Raw genomic sequence first — 14,539 nt, forward strand, 5'->3', positions numbered from 1 at the left:
GTGCTTTTTCACGGACGATCGATACAGCGCTGTATCCGATACACAGATGTATCCTAAGGGCGTCGCTCGTCGCAAATCTGTGGACTGGGTGTGAACATGAGGGGACAGGAGGAGAGCGGATGTCGGAGGTCACCACCCGGGCCGGGTCGCGTCGCCGCGAGCAGACGCGCGCGCGGCTGCTGGATGCCGCCCACGCGGTGTTCGCCGAGGTCGGCATGGATGCGGCATCCGTCGAGATGATCTGCGAACGCGCCGGGTTCACGCGCGGCGCGTTCTACTCCAACTTCGAGTCGAAGGACGAGCTGTTCGTCGCCCTCGTCGCCCAGCTCACCGACGCCAAGCTCGAAGAGGTCGCCGTGCGCGTGCGCGATCTCGGTCCGCGGGAGGACCTCGACCCGTCCCTTCTCGTGCGCGAGGTCGTGGGGCAGAGCTTCGGCGCGAACTTCGAGCCCCACCTGTTCAGCGAGCTGCGCACGCAGGCGCTGCGCGACCCGCGGCTGGCGGCGGCCTACCTCGGCCTGCAGGATGCGATGGCCGGCCGCGTCGCCGACATCATCCGCCATGTCGTGGAGGTGTACGGCTTCCGGGTGCGCCTGCCGATCGAGGAGGCTGCGCGCCTGCTCGTCGACGTCGCCGACGACACGTGTACGCGCGCGATCCTCGAGGGCGCGAGCCCCGCGCAGATGAACGCGACCATCAACGCGCGGATGGAGACCGTGGCCGGGCTGCTCGTCGAAGCGCCCTGACCCTCTGCCGCCGGCATCCGCGCGCCGACCCCGTGCATTCGTGAGGGGATGTGCGTTCGGGAGGATGGATGCGGGGGATTCACCCTCCTGAACGCACATCTCCTCCCGAACCGCTCGCCGACAGCAGCGCGTGGCAGCGGCGCAGACGCTCGAGCCACCACTGCTCGCGCTCGGGCGATGCGCGGTGCGCGCGCAACAGATCGGGGTCGGCGACGGGACGCTCGAGCGTCAGCGCGCCGCCCACCGGGCGCAGCGGCGAGGTCGTGACGTCGGCGGCCAGCAGCGACGCGGTGCCGAGCCCGCAGTCGAAGTCGAGACGGGGGAGGGATGCCGCCAGGGCGACGCCCATCGACAGGCCGATGCTCGTGTCGAGTGCGCTCGAGACCACCGCGGGCAGCCCCGCCTCGGCGACGACGTCGAGGGCGCGGAGGATGCCGCCCAGCGGCTGGGCCTTGACGACGAGCAGGTCGGCGGCGCCCGCACGCGCGACGGCGAGCGGGTCGGACGCCTTCCGCACCGACTCGTCGGCCGCGATCGGGATGTCCCAGTCCGCGACACGCGCGCGCAGTTCGGCGAGCTCGTCGATCCCCGCGCACGGCTGCTCGGCATACTCGAGGTCGAACTCCGCCAGCGCGTGGAGCGCGCGCTCGGCCTCGTCGACGTTCCACGCGCCGTTCGCATCGACGCGCACCCGTCCTTCCGGCCCCAGGATGCCGCGCACGGCGCGCACGCGGGCCACGTCGTCGGCGAGCGTCTGACCCCGCTGGGCGACCTTCACCTTGGCGGTGCGGCATCCGTCGAAGCGGGCGAGCACTGCCGGCACGGCTGCGGCGGACACGGCGGGGACCGTGGCGTTCACGCGCACCGCCTCGCGCACCGGGGCGGGCACGGCGGTCCAGCCGTATTCGATCGCCGCGGCGAGCCACGTGGCCGCCTCGGCGTCGTCGTACTCGGAGAAGGGGGAGAACTCCGTCCACCCCTGCGGCCCCGCGAACACGACGGCTTCGCGCGTCTCGATGCCCCGGAACCGGGTGGTCAGCGGGAGGGCGACGACGTGGGCGTCGGCCAGGAGCTCGGACAGCGGCGGGGTGCTCACGGCATCCATCCTGCTCCTTCCGACGCCGACTTCGACCTGTGTCATTGACGATAGCGTGTGAGACACAGTATCGTGTGAGGCGTGAGCGAGACCGACTTCCTCGAGACGCACCTGCAGGAGCTGCGGCGCGGCACCGTCGTGCTGGCGTGCCTGCGGATGCTGGCCGAACCCGGCTACGGCTACGGCCTGCTCGAGCAGCTGCAGGAACGCGGCTTCGACACCGATGCCAACACGCTGTACCCGCTGCTGCGGCGCCTCGAGAAGCAGGGGCACCTCACGAGCGAGTGGAACACCGACGAGGCGCGGCCCCGCAAGTTCTACCGCACCTCCGCCGCGGGCGCCGAGCTCGCCCGCGCCCTCACCGACGATTTCCGCGTCATCGCCGCCGCGATCGACGCCCTCCCCGAAGGGCTGTGACCCATGGACGCCACCCTCACCGACCGCTACATCTCCGCCGCCACGCGCACGGTGCCCGAGAAGCAGCGCCCCGAACTCGCCGCCGACCTACGCGAGCGCATCGCCGACCAGCTCGACGCGCGACGCGAGAGCGGGGTGTCGGATGCCGCGGCGGAACGCTCCGTGCTCACCGAGCTCGGCGACCCCGAGGCGCTCGCCGCCGCGTACATCGACCGGCCGCTGCAGCTGATCGGCCCGCGCTCCTACCTCACGTGGTGGCGGCTGCTGAAGCTGCTGTGGGCGATCGTGCCGGTCTGCGCCGCCTTCGGCGTCGCGCTGGGCATGACCCTCGCGGGCGAGCCGGTGGGCGGGATCATCGGAACCGTCTGGGCCGTCGTGCTCAGCACCGTCGTGCACATCGGGTTCTGGACGACCCTCGTCTTCGCCATCGTCGAGCGGCACGCCAAGGGGCAGGATGTCGGATTCCAGAAGGAGTGGACCCTCGACGACCTGCCCGAGATCAAGGAGACCGGCGCGGGACTGGCCGAACTCGTCGCCACGCTCGTGTGGCTGGCGATCGCGGCCGGGGCGATCGTGTGGGACCACTTCCTCGGGTTCGTCCCCTCGCACCCCGGTCTGTCGTTCTTCGCGCCGGAGCTGTGGCCGTGGTGGATCACCGCGCTGTTCGTCGCGATCGCGGCGGAGGCCCTCCTGGCCGTGGCCGTCTACGCCCGTGGGCACTGGAGCGTCGGCACCGCCGCCGCGAACATCGTGCTCAACGTCGCCGTCGCGGTGCCGGTGCTGTGGCTGCTGAGTCGAGGCGAGCTCATCGACCCCGAGTTCTGGACCACCCTCGTGCCCGCCGATTCGGCCGACACCGTGGCCACGGTCGTGTCGGTGCTGACCGGTTTCGGCACGGTCGCGATCGCCGGCTGGGACTGCATCGACGGCATCCTCAAGGCACGACGCGCCCGGCGCTGACCGCACGGGGTGTTCCGGCATCCGCGTCGGTGTCAGGATGGCGGGGGAGGAACGGATGCGGGAGCTCGCGCGGGATCGACGGTCGCGCCGTACCGGGCGCCTCGCAGCGCTCGCCGTGCTGGCGCTGACACCGCTCGCGCTGGCCGGATGCGCCGGCTTCCAGGTGTTCGGACTCGGGCAGTCGCAGGAATGCGCATCGTGGGTCGACTACCTCACCGAAGACCGCATGGCCGACGACGCGGATGTCGTCGCCGTCGTCACCGACGTCACGTCCGCCGGCACCGAGCGGCTCATGGGCTTCGACGCCAACGCCTACACGGTCACCGTCGCGGATGCGGTGACGGGTGATGTCGAGCCCGGCGAGGAGATGCGGGTGGTCTCGACCGCCGACACCTGCGCGGCACATCCCTACGGCGAGGGCGATCCGATGCTGGGCGGCGCCACCCTGAGGCTGTACCTCGTGCAAGACGGCGACGTGCTGCGCACCCTGACGCCGTTCGCCGGCGTCGTGGTCGAGGAGGACTGAGGTTCAGCCGACGCGGGTGCCGCACATGCCGCAGACGCCGCTCGGCGGCACCTCGACGAAGCAGTCCGGGCACAGCGCCGCGACGCGTTCGGGCACCTTGGGCGCGGCGACGCGCTCGGCGCGGGGGGCGCGCTCGGCGCGGGCGCGGGGCGCCTTCGCGGCCGCGACGGGCGGGGCGAGCTTCGCCTTCGGCTTGTGGTCGGCGCAGTAGTACCGCACGAATCCGGCCGGGTTGTTCGGGTGCTTGTGCTTGACCACCCAGAGTCCCTCGCGCGGCCACGGCTCGCTGGCGGGACCGCATCCGGCGCACCGGGTCGGCTCGCCCGGCACGGCCTCGGCGGCCGGGACCGCGAGTTCGAAGGGGAGGGCGTCGCGCCAGTCCGAGGAGTTCCTGATCTGCACGATGCGCCTTCCCGACGGCATCCGTCGGGGAGGGTGTCGCCGTGCTCCATTGTCCCATGCCGGGGTGGCCCGTGGGGGCCGGTGAGGGGCGGGCGGCGCGCTCAGCGGTGCGCGGCCCAGCCCGACCAGTCCGCCGCGGCCACGACGCAGAAGCGGTTGCCCTCGGGATCCACGCGGATGACGATCGAGCCGACGACGAGCATCAGCGCGCCCTCCGCGCAGCGGGGCGGCGCGCCGTCACGCCGAGCCAGCGATCGGCCGCGCCCGGCGTCGTGATGTCGCGCACGCGCACGTCCGACCATCCGGCGGCGGTGAACGCCGCGGCAAGGGGCGCGGCGCGCCAGTACACGTAGTGCCGCGGAGCGTCGAGCTTGTGGGTCGACCAGCCCTCGCCGTCGCCTTCCTTGAACGACGCGGCGATCACCCCGCCGGGCACCGTGGCCCGCAGCGCCGTGCCGAGCACGCGCGGCAGCTCGGGGCGGTCCACGTGCGGCAGCACCGCATTCGCGAACACGGCGTCGTACGGTCCGCCGAAGTCCGCCGCGCGCACATCCAGCATCCGCGCGGCGTGCCCCGCCGCCTTCTGCAGCGTGACGAACGGCCCCGCCGCGTCGGTGCGGTCGACGACGAGGCCGGCGGCCTCCAGCGCGTCCGCATCGCGTCCCGGCCCCGTGCCGAGTTCGAGTACGCTGCCGCCCTCGCGCACGAGAGCCAGCAGGTCGTCGGCGAGCGGTGAACGGTACGGCCCGATCGGGGTCGTCTGGATGAACCGCAGCGCGCCCGCGCGATACGCGGCCAGGGTGAGGTCGGCGGCGTCGCCCAGCGGCGCGGCGGTGCAGGCGTACCGCGGATGCGGGGCGCCGGCGACCGATTCGAAGGCGAACCCGACGTCCGCGTAGAAGCCGATGGCCTCGGCATCCGCGTCGGTGCGCACCGGGAGGGTGCTGTGGGAGCGGCGGACCGCGTCGATGAGGCGCCGCCCGATGCCGTGGCCGCGGTGCTTCGGGTCGACCGCGATGTAGCGCAGCGTCACGGCGTCGGCACCGACGGACCAGGCCGCGAACCCCCGCAACTCGGGGTCGAAGTAGCCGGCGGTCTCGAGCGTCGGCAGTTCCACGTTGCGCACCCACGGCAGCGCGTCGGCCTCGACGGCGGCGGCGTCCCACAGCAGCGGCCACAACTCGTCCGACTGCCGGTCTTCGGCGGTCAGCGGCCGGATCGTCGCGGTCATGTCGCGACTCTAGCGAGCCCGCGGCGGGCTGTCAGCGGCCCGGCGACGGGGCGGCAGGGTCGTTGCAGGGCCCGCGTAGTCTGGGCGGGTGACCGTCTCCGACCTGTTCGACCCGTCCGAGTGGGTGCTCGCGCCCGGCGCCGAGGACTACACCGACATCACGGCGCACGTCTCCGTCGACGGCGGCGTCGCCCGCATCGCGTTCGACCGGCCCGAGGTGCGCAATGCCTTCCGGCCGCACACCGTCGACGAGCTCTACCGCGCCCTCGACATCGCCCGGCAGGATCCGCGCATCGGCGTCGTGCTGCTCACCGGCAACGGTCCGAGCCCGAAGGACGGCGGATGGGCGTTCTGCTCCGGTGGCGACCAGCGCATCCGCGGACGCGACGGCTACAAGTACTCCGACGACGAGACGACCGTCCACGATCCCGCCCGCGCGGGACGGCTGCACATCCTCGAGGTGCAGCGCCTCATCCGTTTCATGCCGAAGGTCGTCATCGCCGTGGTACCCGGCTGGGCGGCCGGCGGCGGCCATTCGCTGCACGTCGTGTGCGACCTGACGATCGCATCGGCCGAGCACGGCCGGTTCAAACAGACCGACGCGGATGTGGGCTCGTTCGACGCCGGATACGGCTCGGCGTACATGGCCCGCCAGGTGGGTCAGAAGTTCGCGCGCGAGGTGTTCTTCCTCGCCGAGGAGTACTCCGCCCAGCGCGCGTACGAGATGGGCGGCGTGAACCGGGTCGTGCCGCACGCCGAACTCGAGCGCGAAGCCCTCGCGATGGCGCGCACCATCCTGACGAAGTCGCCCACGGCGATCCGGATGCTGAAGTTCGCGTTCAACGCCGTCGACGACGGCATGGTCGGGCAGCAGGTGTTCGCGGGGGAGGCCACGCGCCTCGCCTACGGCACCGACGAAGCCGTCGAGGGGCGCGACGCGTTCCTCGAGAAGCGCGCACCCGACTGGTCGGCCTTCCCGTACCACTTCTGATGCACGCCGCCGACGTGCTGCGGGGCCTGCGCGCCGTCATCGACGGCGCCGGTGCGCCGCTGTTCCTCGGAGACGCGGGTGGGGCCGTCGGCGGCGACGCCGGACGGCTGCCGGCGCCGCCGGGGACGGCGGTCGTGGTGACCACCTCGGGGTCGTCGGGGTACCCGAAGAGCGTCGTGCTCAGCCGCTCCGCCCTCATCGCGAGCACGACCGCCACCGCCGAGCGGCTCGGCGAGGGGCGATGGCTGCTCGCGCTGCCGGCGACCTACATCGCGGGCGTGCAGGTGCTCGTGCGCAGCCTCATGGCGGGGCACGAACCGGCGCTGCTGTCGGGCTCGTTCTCGGCGGAGGCGTTCGCCGCGCTCGCCGCGACGATGCACTCCCGCGTCGGTGACGTCGACGTCCCGGTCTACACGTCCCTCGTGCCGGCGCAGCTGCAGACCCTGCTCGACGCCGCGGATGCCGGCATCCGCACCCATCTCGACACCTTCGCCGCCGTGCTCGTCGGCGGTCAGGCCCTGGCGCCCGCCCTCGCAGAGCGTGCCGCGGCCTCGGGCGTGCGGATCGTGCGCACCTACGGCTCGAGCGAGACGGCCGGAGGCTGCGTCTACGACGGCGTCCCGCTGCGCGGCGCGACTCTGCGCATCGTCGACGGCGAGGTGCAGGTGAGTGGACCGATGCTCGCCGACGGCTACCTCGGCGAGCCCGAGCGCACCGCAGACGTGTTCATCCGGGACGACGACGGTACCCGCTGGTACCGCACCGGCGACGCCGGAACCCTCGACGGAGGCGTGCTGCGGGTCACCGGCCGGCGGGACAACGTCATCGTCTCCGGGGGAGTGAACGTGTCGCTCGACCGCGTCGAGCAGGCGGTGCGTACGCTCGCCGGACTCGAAACCGCGGTCGTGGTGCCGGTCACCGACGAGCGGTGGGGGCAGGGGTCGGTCGTCGTCCTCGACGAGGCCGCGCGGCGCGGCGACCCCGACGTGCTGGAGCGCATCCGTGCCGCCGTCGGCGCGCAGCTGGGCGCGCCCGCGCGGCCGCGCGGCATCCTCGCCGTCGACGAAGTGCCGCTGCTGCCCAGCGGCAAACCCGACCGCGCCGCCCTCGCCCGCCGCGTCGCCGACGCGTGAGCCGCGTTTCGACTCGCTGCGCTCGCTCACGACCGGAAGGGGGCGACCTGCTTCCGGTCGTTGAGCGAGGACCGCAGCGACGAGTCGAAACGCCAGGGCGCCACAGCGCGCGGATCTAGGATGAACGTTCGTGGCAGGCAGCACGCGTAAGAAGAATCACGCCGGACCGAAGAAGCAGAAGGTCCACGGCAACCCGCAGAAGGCGCACCAGTCCCGCGACCCGCGGCACACCGAGCCGGCGACCCTCGGGGACTGGATCGGCGCCGCACGGCTGCGCACCCTGCCGCTCGCGATCACGCCCGTGCTCATCGGCACCGGGGCGGCGCTCATCGTGCAGGGGCCGTTCCACTGGGTCATCGCGCTGGCCTGCCTGGTCGTCGCGCTCGCGCTGCAGATCGGCGTCAACTACGCCAACGACTACAGCGACGGCGTCCGCGGCACCGACGACCATCGCGTCGGCCCCGCCCGGCTGACCGCGTCACGCAAGGCGAAGCCGCGCACGGTGCTCGCCGTCGCGCTGGCGTTCTTCGGCATCGCGGCGATCGCCGGCATCGGCATCGTCGTGCGCACGGGACACTGGTGGATGCTGGCCGTCGGCGCGGTGTGCATCGTCGCGGCCTGGTTCTACACCGGCGGCAAGCGCCCGTACGGCTACTACGGCTTCGGCGAGGTCGTCGTCTTCGTCTTCTTCGGACTCGTCGCCACCGTCGGCACGACGTTCGTCCAGGCGGGTTACGTCCCCGACGAAGCGTGGATCGGCGCCGTCGCAGCGGGACTGTTCGCCTGCGCCGTGCTCGTCGCCAACAACCTGCGCGACATCGACCAGGACCGGCTCGCGCGCAAGCGCACCCTCACCGTGCTCATCGGCCGACGCGCGTCGCAGATCCTGTTCACGGTGCTCGTCGTGGTGCCGTTCCTGCTCACGTTCCTGTTGGCGCCGTTCCACCCGATCGCCTGGCTCACGCTGTTGGGGCTGATCCCGGCCGCCGCCGCGATCCTCATCGTGTGGACCTACCGGGCGCCGCGCGAGCTCGTCGTCGCCCTGGCGATCACGTCGTTCACGTCGCTCGCCTACGGGGCCCTGCTGTTCTGGGCGTTCGCCGGCTGACGCCGATTCGCCGGCTGACGCCGAACGGGCCGGGTCAGGCCTCGCCCGCGGCGTCTCCGGCGGCGGCATCCTCGGCGGCGGCATCCTGCTCCTCGCCGGTGCGGCGGCGCCGGGCGGAGCGACGCTCCTCCATGTCGGTCGCCATGTCGGCCAGCGGGCGGCGCAGGAAGAGCACCGAGAGGCTCAGGCCGATGAGGGCGGCGAAGATCGCCGAGAGCCAGTAGTACTCGCGCAGCACCGGGAACAGCATCATGATGCCGAACGGCACGAGGAAGGCGAGCAGCCGCAGCGCGGTGAAGACGGCGGTCGAGCGGATGCGCATTATCCCAGTCTAGGCGCGCGGTCCGCATCCCTTTCTTCGCGCCTAGGATGGAACCGTGGCGCGCGTGTACCTCATCCTGGCGCTGCTGGCGATCACGTTCTGGGTCTACAGCATCGTCGACTGCGCGCTCCAGCCGCCCACCCGTCACCGCGGGGTGAGCAAGCCGGTGTGGCTGCTGATCGTGATCCTGCTGCCCGTGCTCGGCGGCATCCTCTGGTTCGTGATCGGCCGCTCCGCGCGCCGCGTGGCCCCGGTCTACCGGGCACCCGACGACAACCCGGAGTTCCTCGGGACGATCGGCGGCATCTCCGATCAGGACGAGCGCATCCGCCGACTCGAGGAGGAGCTCGCCGCGCTCGACGCCGAGGACGACGACCCCCGCACGCCGCCGACCGCGGGCGACGACGACCGGCCCACCCGCACCTGATGGCGGCCGCCGAGGTCGGGCGCGTCCCGGCGACGGACGCCGCCGCGGCGCTGCTCGGACGCCTCGTCGAGCTCGGGGTGCGTCACCTCGTCGTGAGTCCCGGCTCGCGCTCGCAGGCGCTCGCCCTCGTGGCCGCCGAACTCGAGGCGCAGGGCCGCGCGCGTGTGCACGTGCGGATCGATGAGCGCGTGGCCGCGTTCACCGCGCTCGGCATCGGCCGGGAGAGCGGGATGCCGGCGGCCCTCATCTGCACGTCCGGAACCGCCGCGGCCAATTACCTCCCCGCGGCGCTCGAGGCCCATCACGCCGGGGTGCCGCTGCTGCTGCTGACCGCGGACCGGCCGCCCGAGCTGCGCGGTGTGGGAGCCAACCAGACGACGCGGCAGCCCGGCATGTTCGCGCCCAACACGCGCTGGGAAGCCGACCTGCCGGTGCCGGACCAGGTCGACGACGACGGCACGGGGGCCGCTTCCGCGATGCTGCGCTCTCTCGCCGATGATGCCGTCGCCGCCGCGCTCGGGGCGGGGACGCGGCAGCCCGGGCCCGTGCACCTGAACATCCCGTTCCGCGACCCGCTCGCCGGCGCCCTGCCCGCCTGGCTGGGTACGCCGTCGGCCGAGCTCACCGCTCCGGCTCCGACACTCGACGAGGTCCTCGACGAGATCCCGGCGGCTGAGCCTTCGGGGGCCCTGTACCAGGGCGGCGGCGGCATCGGCGAGTCCGATGTGCCCGACGACCCCGCGGCCGATCCGTACGTGCTCGAGCGCGGGCCGCGCACCGTGGTCGTGGCGGGCGCGGATGCCGGGGCCGCCGCCGAGGCGCTCGCCCACGACGGCGGCTGGCCGCTGGTCGCCGAGATCGTCAGCGGCGCCCGCTTCGGACGCCATCTCGTGCACGGCTACCGCGCGCTCCTGCAGGATCCCGAACTCGGCGGGCGCATCGAGCGCGTCGTCGTGTTCGGACATCCCACGCTCAGCCGCGAGATCGTCCGGCTGCTGTCCCGCGACGACGTCGAGGTGCTCGCGGTGCGCGGGCCCGGCGAGCCGCTCAACCTCAACGGTGCGACGGTCGCCGTCGACGAGATCGTCGCGGCGACCGGCGAGACCGACCGCGACTGGCTCGGGGCGTGGCTGCGTGCGTCGCGCGCGGCATCCGTCGATCTGACGCCCGCCGCCCCCGACGCGACCGGTCTGGCCTCGACGGTGCCGCAGGAGCGGCTCGGGGCGATCGCCGCCGAACTCGGCGCGCTGCGCGCTCCCGTCGACCGGGCGGCCCTCGTCGACGCCGTCTGGCGGGCGACGTGGCCGCACGACCGGCTGCTGTTCGCGTCGTCGCGGCTCGTGCGCGTGGCCGACGAGGTGCTGGGCGGCAAGAAGGTGCCCGTGCATGCGAACCGGGGACTGGCCGGCATCGACGGCACCGTCGCCACCGGGATGGGCATCGCGATCGCGAGCCAGGAGACCGGCACCCCCGGCGTGACGCGGGTGCTGGTGGGCGACGTCGCGTTCCTGCACGACGTCGGCGCGCTGCTGCTGCCGCCCGACGAGACGCCGCCGCGCATCCAGGTGATCGTCGGCAACGACCACGGCGGCACGATCTTCGACGGGCTCGAGGTGGCGCAGGTCGCCGCGCCCGCCGCGATGGACCGCGTGCTGTACACGCCGCAGGCGGTCGACCTCGCGGCGCTCGCCGCCGCGTATGGCTGGGAGTACCGGGCCGTGACCGGTCGCGCCGAGCTCGACCAGGTGCTCACCGGTCAGATCGCCGGACGTCAGCTCATCGAGGTGGTCCTCGCCCGCTGAGCCCGCGGCGCGGTGGCGCCCCGCGTCCGGCGCCCGAGCCTGCGCTCGCCAGTCGCGAATGGCGGCTTCGGCATCCGTGGGGCCACCGTTTCTGACGGGCGAGCGCGGGGCAGGGGCCCGGCGCCTGTGCTCACCAGTCACTTTCGGCGACCTCGGAGGCCGGAAGCCTCGCCATTCCTGACTGGCGAGCGCCGGCCTTAGACTCGGCGGATGCCGCCGGTCATCGTCGATGGGTCCCGTCCACGGTGGGACGGACCGGGCGACCGTCCGATCCGCCTCACGCTCTGGGAGCCGCGAGGCGACGGCCCGCATCCGCTCGTATTGCTCTCGCACGGCACCGGCGGGCGCGTTGCCGACCTCGGCTGGCTCGCCGACGCGCTCGCCGCCGCCGGGATCCTCGTCGCCGGGGTCGACCACCACGGCAACACCGCCGCCGATGACGCGTACCTGCCCGAGGGGTTCGCGTTCGTGTGGGAGCGCCCGCGCGACCTCTCCGTCGTGATCGACCACCTGCTCGACACACGCGACGACGTGGATGCGGGCCGCATCGGCGCCGCCGGGTTCTCGCTCGGCGGCTACACGTGCATCGCCCTGCTCGGCGGCCGCATCGACCCGCACATCGCCCTGGCGGTGATCACCGGTGCCGCGCCGATGCCGCCGCTGCCCGAGTTCCCCGACCTGATCGCGCGCCTGGGGGAGCGTCACACCGCCGATGACCTCCGGCACGCCGCGCAGGAGGCGGCGGCATCCGCACGCGACGAGCGCGTGCGCGGGGCGTTCGCCATCGCCCCCTCGATCGGTCCGCTGCTCGACACCGCGAGCCTGGCCGAGATCACGGCGCCGCTCGCCGTGCGCTGGGGCGACGCCGACGACAATGCCGTCCCAGCCCAGAACGCGCTGCGCTACCTCGAGGTCGTGCCGACGGCATCCGGGGTGAGCCTCGGCGCGGGCGTCGGCCACTACGAGTTCCTGGCAGGCAGCCCCGACCCCGAAGGCGCGCGAGGTCGCGTCGCCGCCGACGCCGTCGCGTTCTTCCGCGACCTGTTCGCGCCCGGCAGGATGGCACCATGACCGCCGAGAGCCAGAAGGATTGGACCGCCGACCCCGCCGACTCGCTGCGCGTGGCGCCGGGATTCCGCCTCGCCGACGTCGACCCCGCCGCGACGCCCGGCTACGACCACGGCAAGAAGCACGCCGCCGCCGACCTCGACGCCGGTGCGGCGCAGTTCGACGAGCTGCAGGAGCGCCTGTTCGCGCAGAGCCGCGAGAACCCGAACGCGCCTGCGCTGCTGCTGGTGCTGCAGGCGATGGACTCCGCAGGCAAGGGCGGCATCGTGCGGCACGTCATCGGCACGACCGACCCGCAGGGCATCCACTTGAAGGCCTTCAAGAAGCCCTCCGAGGAGGAGCTCGCGCACGATTTCCTGTGGCGCATCGAGAAGGAGGTGCCCAAGGCGGGCTACATCGGGGTCTTCGACCGTTCGCATTACGAGGACGTGCTCATCGGCCGGGTGCGCGAGCTGGCGCCGCCGCAGGAGATCGAGCGGCGCTACGACGCGATCGTCGACTTCGAGAAGCGGCTGACGGATGCCGGTGTGCACATCGTCAAGGTGATGCTGCACATCTCGCCCGACGAGCAGAAGACGCGGTTGCTGGAGCGGCTCGACCGGCCCGACAAGCACTGGAAGTACAACCCGGGCGACGTCGACGAGCGGAAGCTCTGGCCGGCCTACATGGACGCGTACCAGAGCGTGTTCGACCGCACGTCGAGCGAGCACGCGCCCTGGTTCGTCGTGCCCGCGAACCACAAGTGGTACGCGCGCCTGGCCGTGCAGGCGCTGCTGCTCGACGCGCTCGAGCGCATCGATCCGCAGTGGCCCGCCGCGACGTTCGACGTCGCCGCCGAGCGCGCCCGCCTCGCCGCCACCTGACCCGGGCGGCTCGGGCGTTTCGACTCGCTGCGCTCGCTCAACGACCGGTGGGCGGCTCGGGCGTTTCGACTCGCTGCGCTCGCTCAACGACCGGTGGGGGCTCCCGGTCGTTGAGCGAGGAGCGCAGCGACGAGTCGGAACGCGGCGGGGGCGAAAGGGCGCCTCAGGCGAGGGCGTCGACGATCGGGCGGAACTTCACGCGGGTCTCGAGCAGTTCGGTCTCGGGGTCGCTGCCGGCCACGATCCCCGCACCGGCGTGCGCCGTGAACGGGATGCGGTCGGTGCCGCCGGCCGGGATCGCGTGCACGTCGAACTGCGCGCAGCGCAACGCGATCGCCCACTCGCCGTCGCCGTGGCCGTCGATCCAGCCGACCGGTCCCGCGTAGTACCCCCGGTCGAACGGCTCCAGTTCGGCGATGAGTGCGAGCGCCGCCGCCGTCGGGGTGCCCGCGACCGCGGCGGTCGGATGCAGCGCCGCGACGAGGTCGAGCGCCGACCCGCCGTCGGAGAGCGTCCCCTCCACGTCGGTCGCAAGGTGCCACACGTTCGGCAGCTTCAGCATGAACGGCTGCTCCTGCGCGACGATCGCGCTCGTGTGGGGGCGCAGCGAGCGCAGCACGCTCTGCACGGCGTACTCGTGTTCGTCGAGGTCTTTCGTGCTCGTCGCGAGGGCCACGGATGCCGCGTCGTCGGCGACCGCGTCGGCTCCGCGTGCGATGGTGCCCGCGAGCACGCGCGCCGTCACCGTGCCGCCCGACACCGTCACGAGGGTCTCGGGGCTCGCCCCGATGAGGCCGTCGAACGCGTACGTCCAGGTGTCGGGATACCCCGTCGCGAGGGCGCGCACGAGGCGGCGCAGGTCGGAGCCGGGCGGAACCGAGCCGACGAGGTCGCGCGCGAGCACGACCTTCTCCACGGCGCCGTCGGCGATCGCCTCCAGCGCGGCCCGCACCGACGCCTGATAGCCCTCGGGCCCCTGCGCGCCCGGCGCGATGCTCGGCGCCCAGTACGAGCCGTACGGCGTCGGCTGCGGGTCGAACGGCTGCGACGGCAGGTCGGCGAAGGTGATGCGGGTGATCCAGGCGCGCTCGCCGCGGCGGCCGACGACGACGCTCGGCACCGACAGGTGCGCGTGGCGCGCGGATCCGGCCGCGAACGGCAGAGCGCCGAAGGCGATGAGCCCCGTGCCGGGCAGCCCCACCGGATCGTCGACGTCGGCGGCCTCCGACACGGCGCGCCACCACTGCGCGGCGGAGGCGGCATCCGACGCCCCGGCGCCCCCGACGAACTCGCACACCGGATCGAGGCCCACGAGCACGTCGCCGCGCCTCGACCACACGATCGGGTCGGCCGCCGACGCGAACGCCAGCACGTCTTCGACGGGGTCGATCTGCCGGGTGACGACGCGCAGTCGCTGCGGGGCGAACGGCGGGCGGGTCACCGTCCC

General features: G+C 73.1%; 16 protein-coding genes. 11 read left to right on the top strand and 5 right to left on the bottom strand.

The genetic code is table 11. The features are described from left to right. The first annotated feature begins 119 nt into the window (after positions 1–119). Positions 120–746, top strand: coding sequence for a TetR/AcrR family transcriptional regulator (locus C7474_RS03910; protein ID WP_121057614.1), 627 nt, complete (start codon positions 120–122; stop codon positions 744–746). 79 nt (positions 747–825) lie between these two features. Here the strand turns inward: C7474_RS03910 and C7474_RS03915 are convergent, their stop codons facing one another. Next, the gene (locus C7474_RS03915) at positions 826–1,851 is read right to left on the bottom strand and encodes an o-succinylbenzoate synthase (RefSeq protein ID WP_199692354.1); all 1,026 of its coding nucleotides are present in this window, start codon (positions 1,849–1,851) and stop codon (positions 826–828) included. 72 nt (positions 1,852–1,923) lie between these two features. On the opposite strand from C7474_RS03915, the gene C7474_RS03920 reads away from it, so the two are divergent. From C7474_RS03920 to C7474_RS03930, 3 genes are read left to right on the top strand one after another with little or no spacing between them, the layout of a single operon-like run. Further along, positions 1,924–2,259 (top strand): PadR family transcriptional regulator, encoded by a 336-nt coding sequence (locus C7474_RS03920; RefSeq protein ID WP_121057615.1) that lies wholly within the window; start codon positions 1,924–1,926, stop codon positions 2,257–2,259. A 3-nt stretch (positions 2,260–2,262) separates the two neighbouring features. Next, positions 2,263–3,219: a permease prefix domain 1-containing protein gene (locus C7474_RS03925; protein WP_121057616.1), complete on the top strand. Its 957-nt coding sequence runs from the start codon at positions 2,263–2,265 to the stop codon at positions 3,217–3,219. Between the two features lie 37 nt (positions 3,220–3,256). Beyond that, positions 3,257–3,745: a hypothetical protein gene (locus tag C7474_RS03930; RefSeq protein ID WP_147436677.1), complete on the top strand. Its 489-nt coding sequence runs from the start codon at positions 3,257–3,259 to the stop codon at positions 3,743–3,745. A 3-nt stretch (positions 3,746–3,748) separates the two neighbouring features. On the opposite strand, the gene C7474_RS03935 is transcribed toward C7474_RS03930, so the two are convergent. Then, positions 3,749–4,168 (bottom strand): glucose-6-phosphate dehydrogenase, encoded by a 420-nt coding sequence (locus C7474_RS03935; RefSeq protein WP_241965088.1) that lies wholly within the window; start codon positions 4,166–4,168, stop codon positions 3,749–3,751. 181 nt (positions 4,169–4,349) lie between these two features. Next, positions 4,350–5,378, bottom strand: coding sequence for a GNAT family N-acetyltransferase (locus tag C7474_RS03940; RefSeq protein ID WP_121057618.1), 1,029 nt, complete (start codon positions 5,376–5,378; stop codon positions 4,350–4,352). Between the two features lie 88 nt (positions 5,379–5,466). On the opposite strand from C7474_RS03940, the gene C7474_RS03945 reads away from it, so the two are divergent. The 3 genes from C7474_RS03945 to C7474_RS03955 all read left to right on the top strand — a co-directional run bounded on the left by C7474_RS03945 (position 5,467) and on the right by C7474_RS03955 (position 8,610). Next, positions 5,467–6,369 (top strand): 1,4-dihydroxy-2-naphthoyl-CoA synthase, encoded by a 903-nt coding sequence (locus C7474_RS03945; RefSeq protein ID WP_121057619.1) that lies wholly within the window; start codon positions 5,467–5,469, stop codon positions 6,367–6,369. After that, positions 6,369–7,502, top strand: coding sequence for an AMP-binding protein (locus tag C7474_RS03950; RefSeq protein WP_121057620.1), 1,134 nt, complete (start codon positions 6,369–6,371; stop codon positions 7,500–7,502). The genes C7474_RS03945 and C7474_RS03950 overlap by 1 nt, the downstream gene beginning before the upstream one ends. 130 nt (positions 7,503–7,632) lie before the next feature. After that, complete coding sequence (locus C7474_RS03955; protein ID WP_121057621.1) at positions 7,633–8,610, top strand: 1,4-dihydroxy-2-naphthoate polyprenyltransferase; 978 nt, start codon at positions 7,633–7,635, stop codon at positions 8,608–8,610. Positions 8,611–8,644: 34 nt separating this feature from the next. Here the strand turns inward: C7474_RS03955 and C7474_RS03960 are convergent, their stop codons facing one another. Continuing rightward, entirely contained in the window at positions 8,645–8,932 is a 288-nt protein-coding gene (locus C7474_RS03960) for a DUF4229 domain-containing protein (RefSeq protein ID WP_121057622.1), read from the bottom strand. Positions 8,933–8,987: 55 nt separating this feature from the next. On the opposite strand from C7474_RS03960, the gene C7474_RS03965 reads away from it, so the two are divergent. From C7474_RS03965 to C7474_RS03980, 4 genes are all read left to right on the top strand, one after another. Next, entirely contained in the window at positions 8,988–9,359 is a 372-nt protein-coding gene (locus C7474_RS03965; RefSeq protein WP_121057623.1) for a PLDc N-terminal domain-containing protein, read from the top strand. Then, positions 9,359–11,161, top strand: coding sequence for a 2-succinyl-5-enolpyruvyl-6-hydroxy-3-cyclohexene-1-carboxylic-acid synthase (gene menD / locus C7474_RS03970; RefSeq protein ID WP_199692355.1), 1,803 nt, complete (start codon positions 9,359–9,361; stop codon positions 11,159–11,161). Before C7474_RS03965 ends, menD begins: the two co-directional genes overlap by 1 nt. Before the next feature lie 210 nt (positions 11,162–11,371). Next, positions 11,372–12,232, top strand: coding sequence for an alpha/beta hydrolase family protein (locus C7474_RS03975; protein ID WP_121057624.1), 861 nt, complete (start codon positions 11,372–11,374; stop codon positions 12,230–12,232). After that, entirely contained in the window at positions 12,229–13,092 is an 864-nt protein-coding gene (locus C7474_RS03980) for a PPK2 family polyphosphate kinase (RefSeq protein ID WP_121057625.1), read from the top strand. Before C7474_RS03975 ends, C7474_RS03980 begins: the two co-directional genes overlap by 4 nt. 163 nt (positions 13,093–13,255) lie before the next feature. Here C7474_RS03980 and C7474_RS03985 read toward each other — a convergent pair whose 3' ends face one another. Next, positions 13,256–14,533: an isochorismate synthase gene (locus tag C7474_RS03985; RefSeq protein WP_121057626.1), complete on the bottom strand. Its 1,278-nt coding sequence runs from the start codon at positions 14,531–14,533 to the stop codon at positions 13,256–13,258. Between the last annotated feature and the right edge of the window lie 6 nt (positions 14,534–14,539).

Source organism: Microbacterium telephonicum (assembly GCF_003651225.1).
In the GTDB taxonomy this organism is placed as follows: Bacteria; Actinomycetota; Actinomycetes; order Actinomycetales; family Microbacteriaceae; genus Microbacterium; species Microbacterium telephonicum.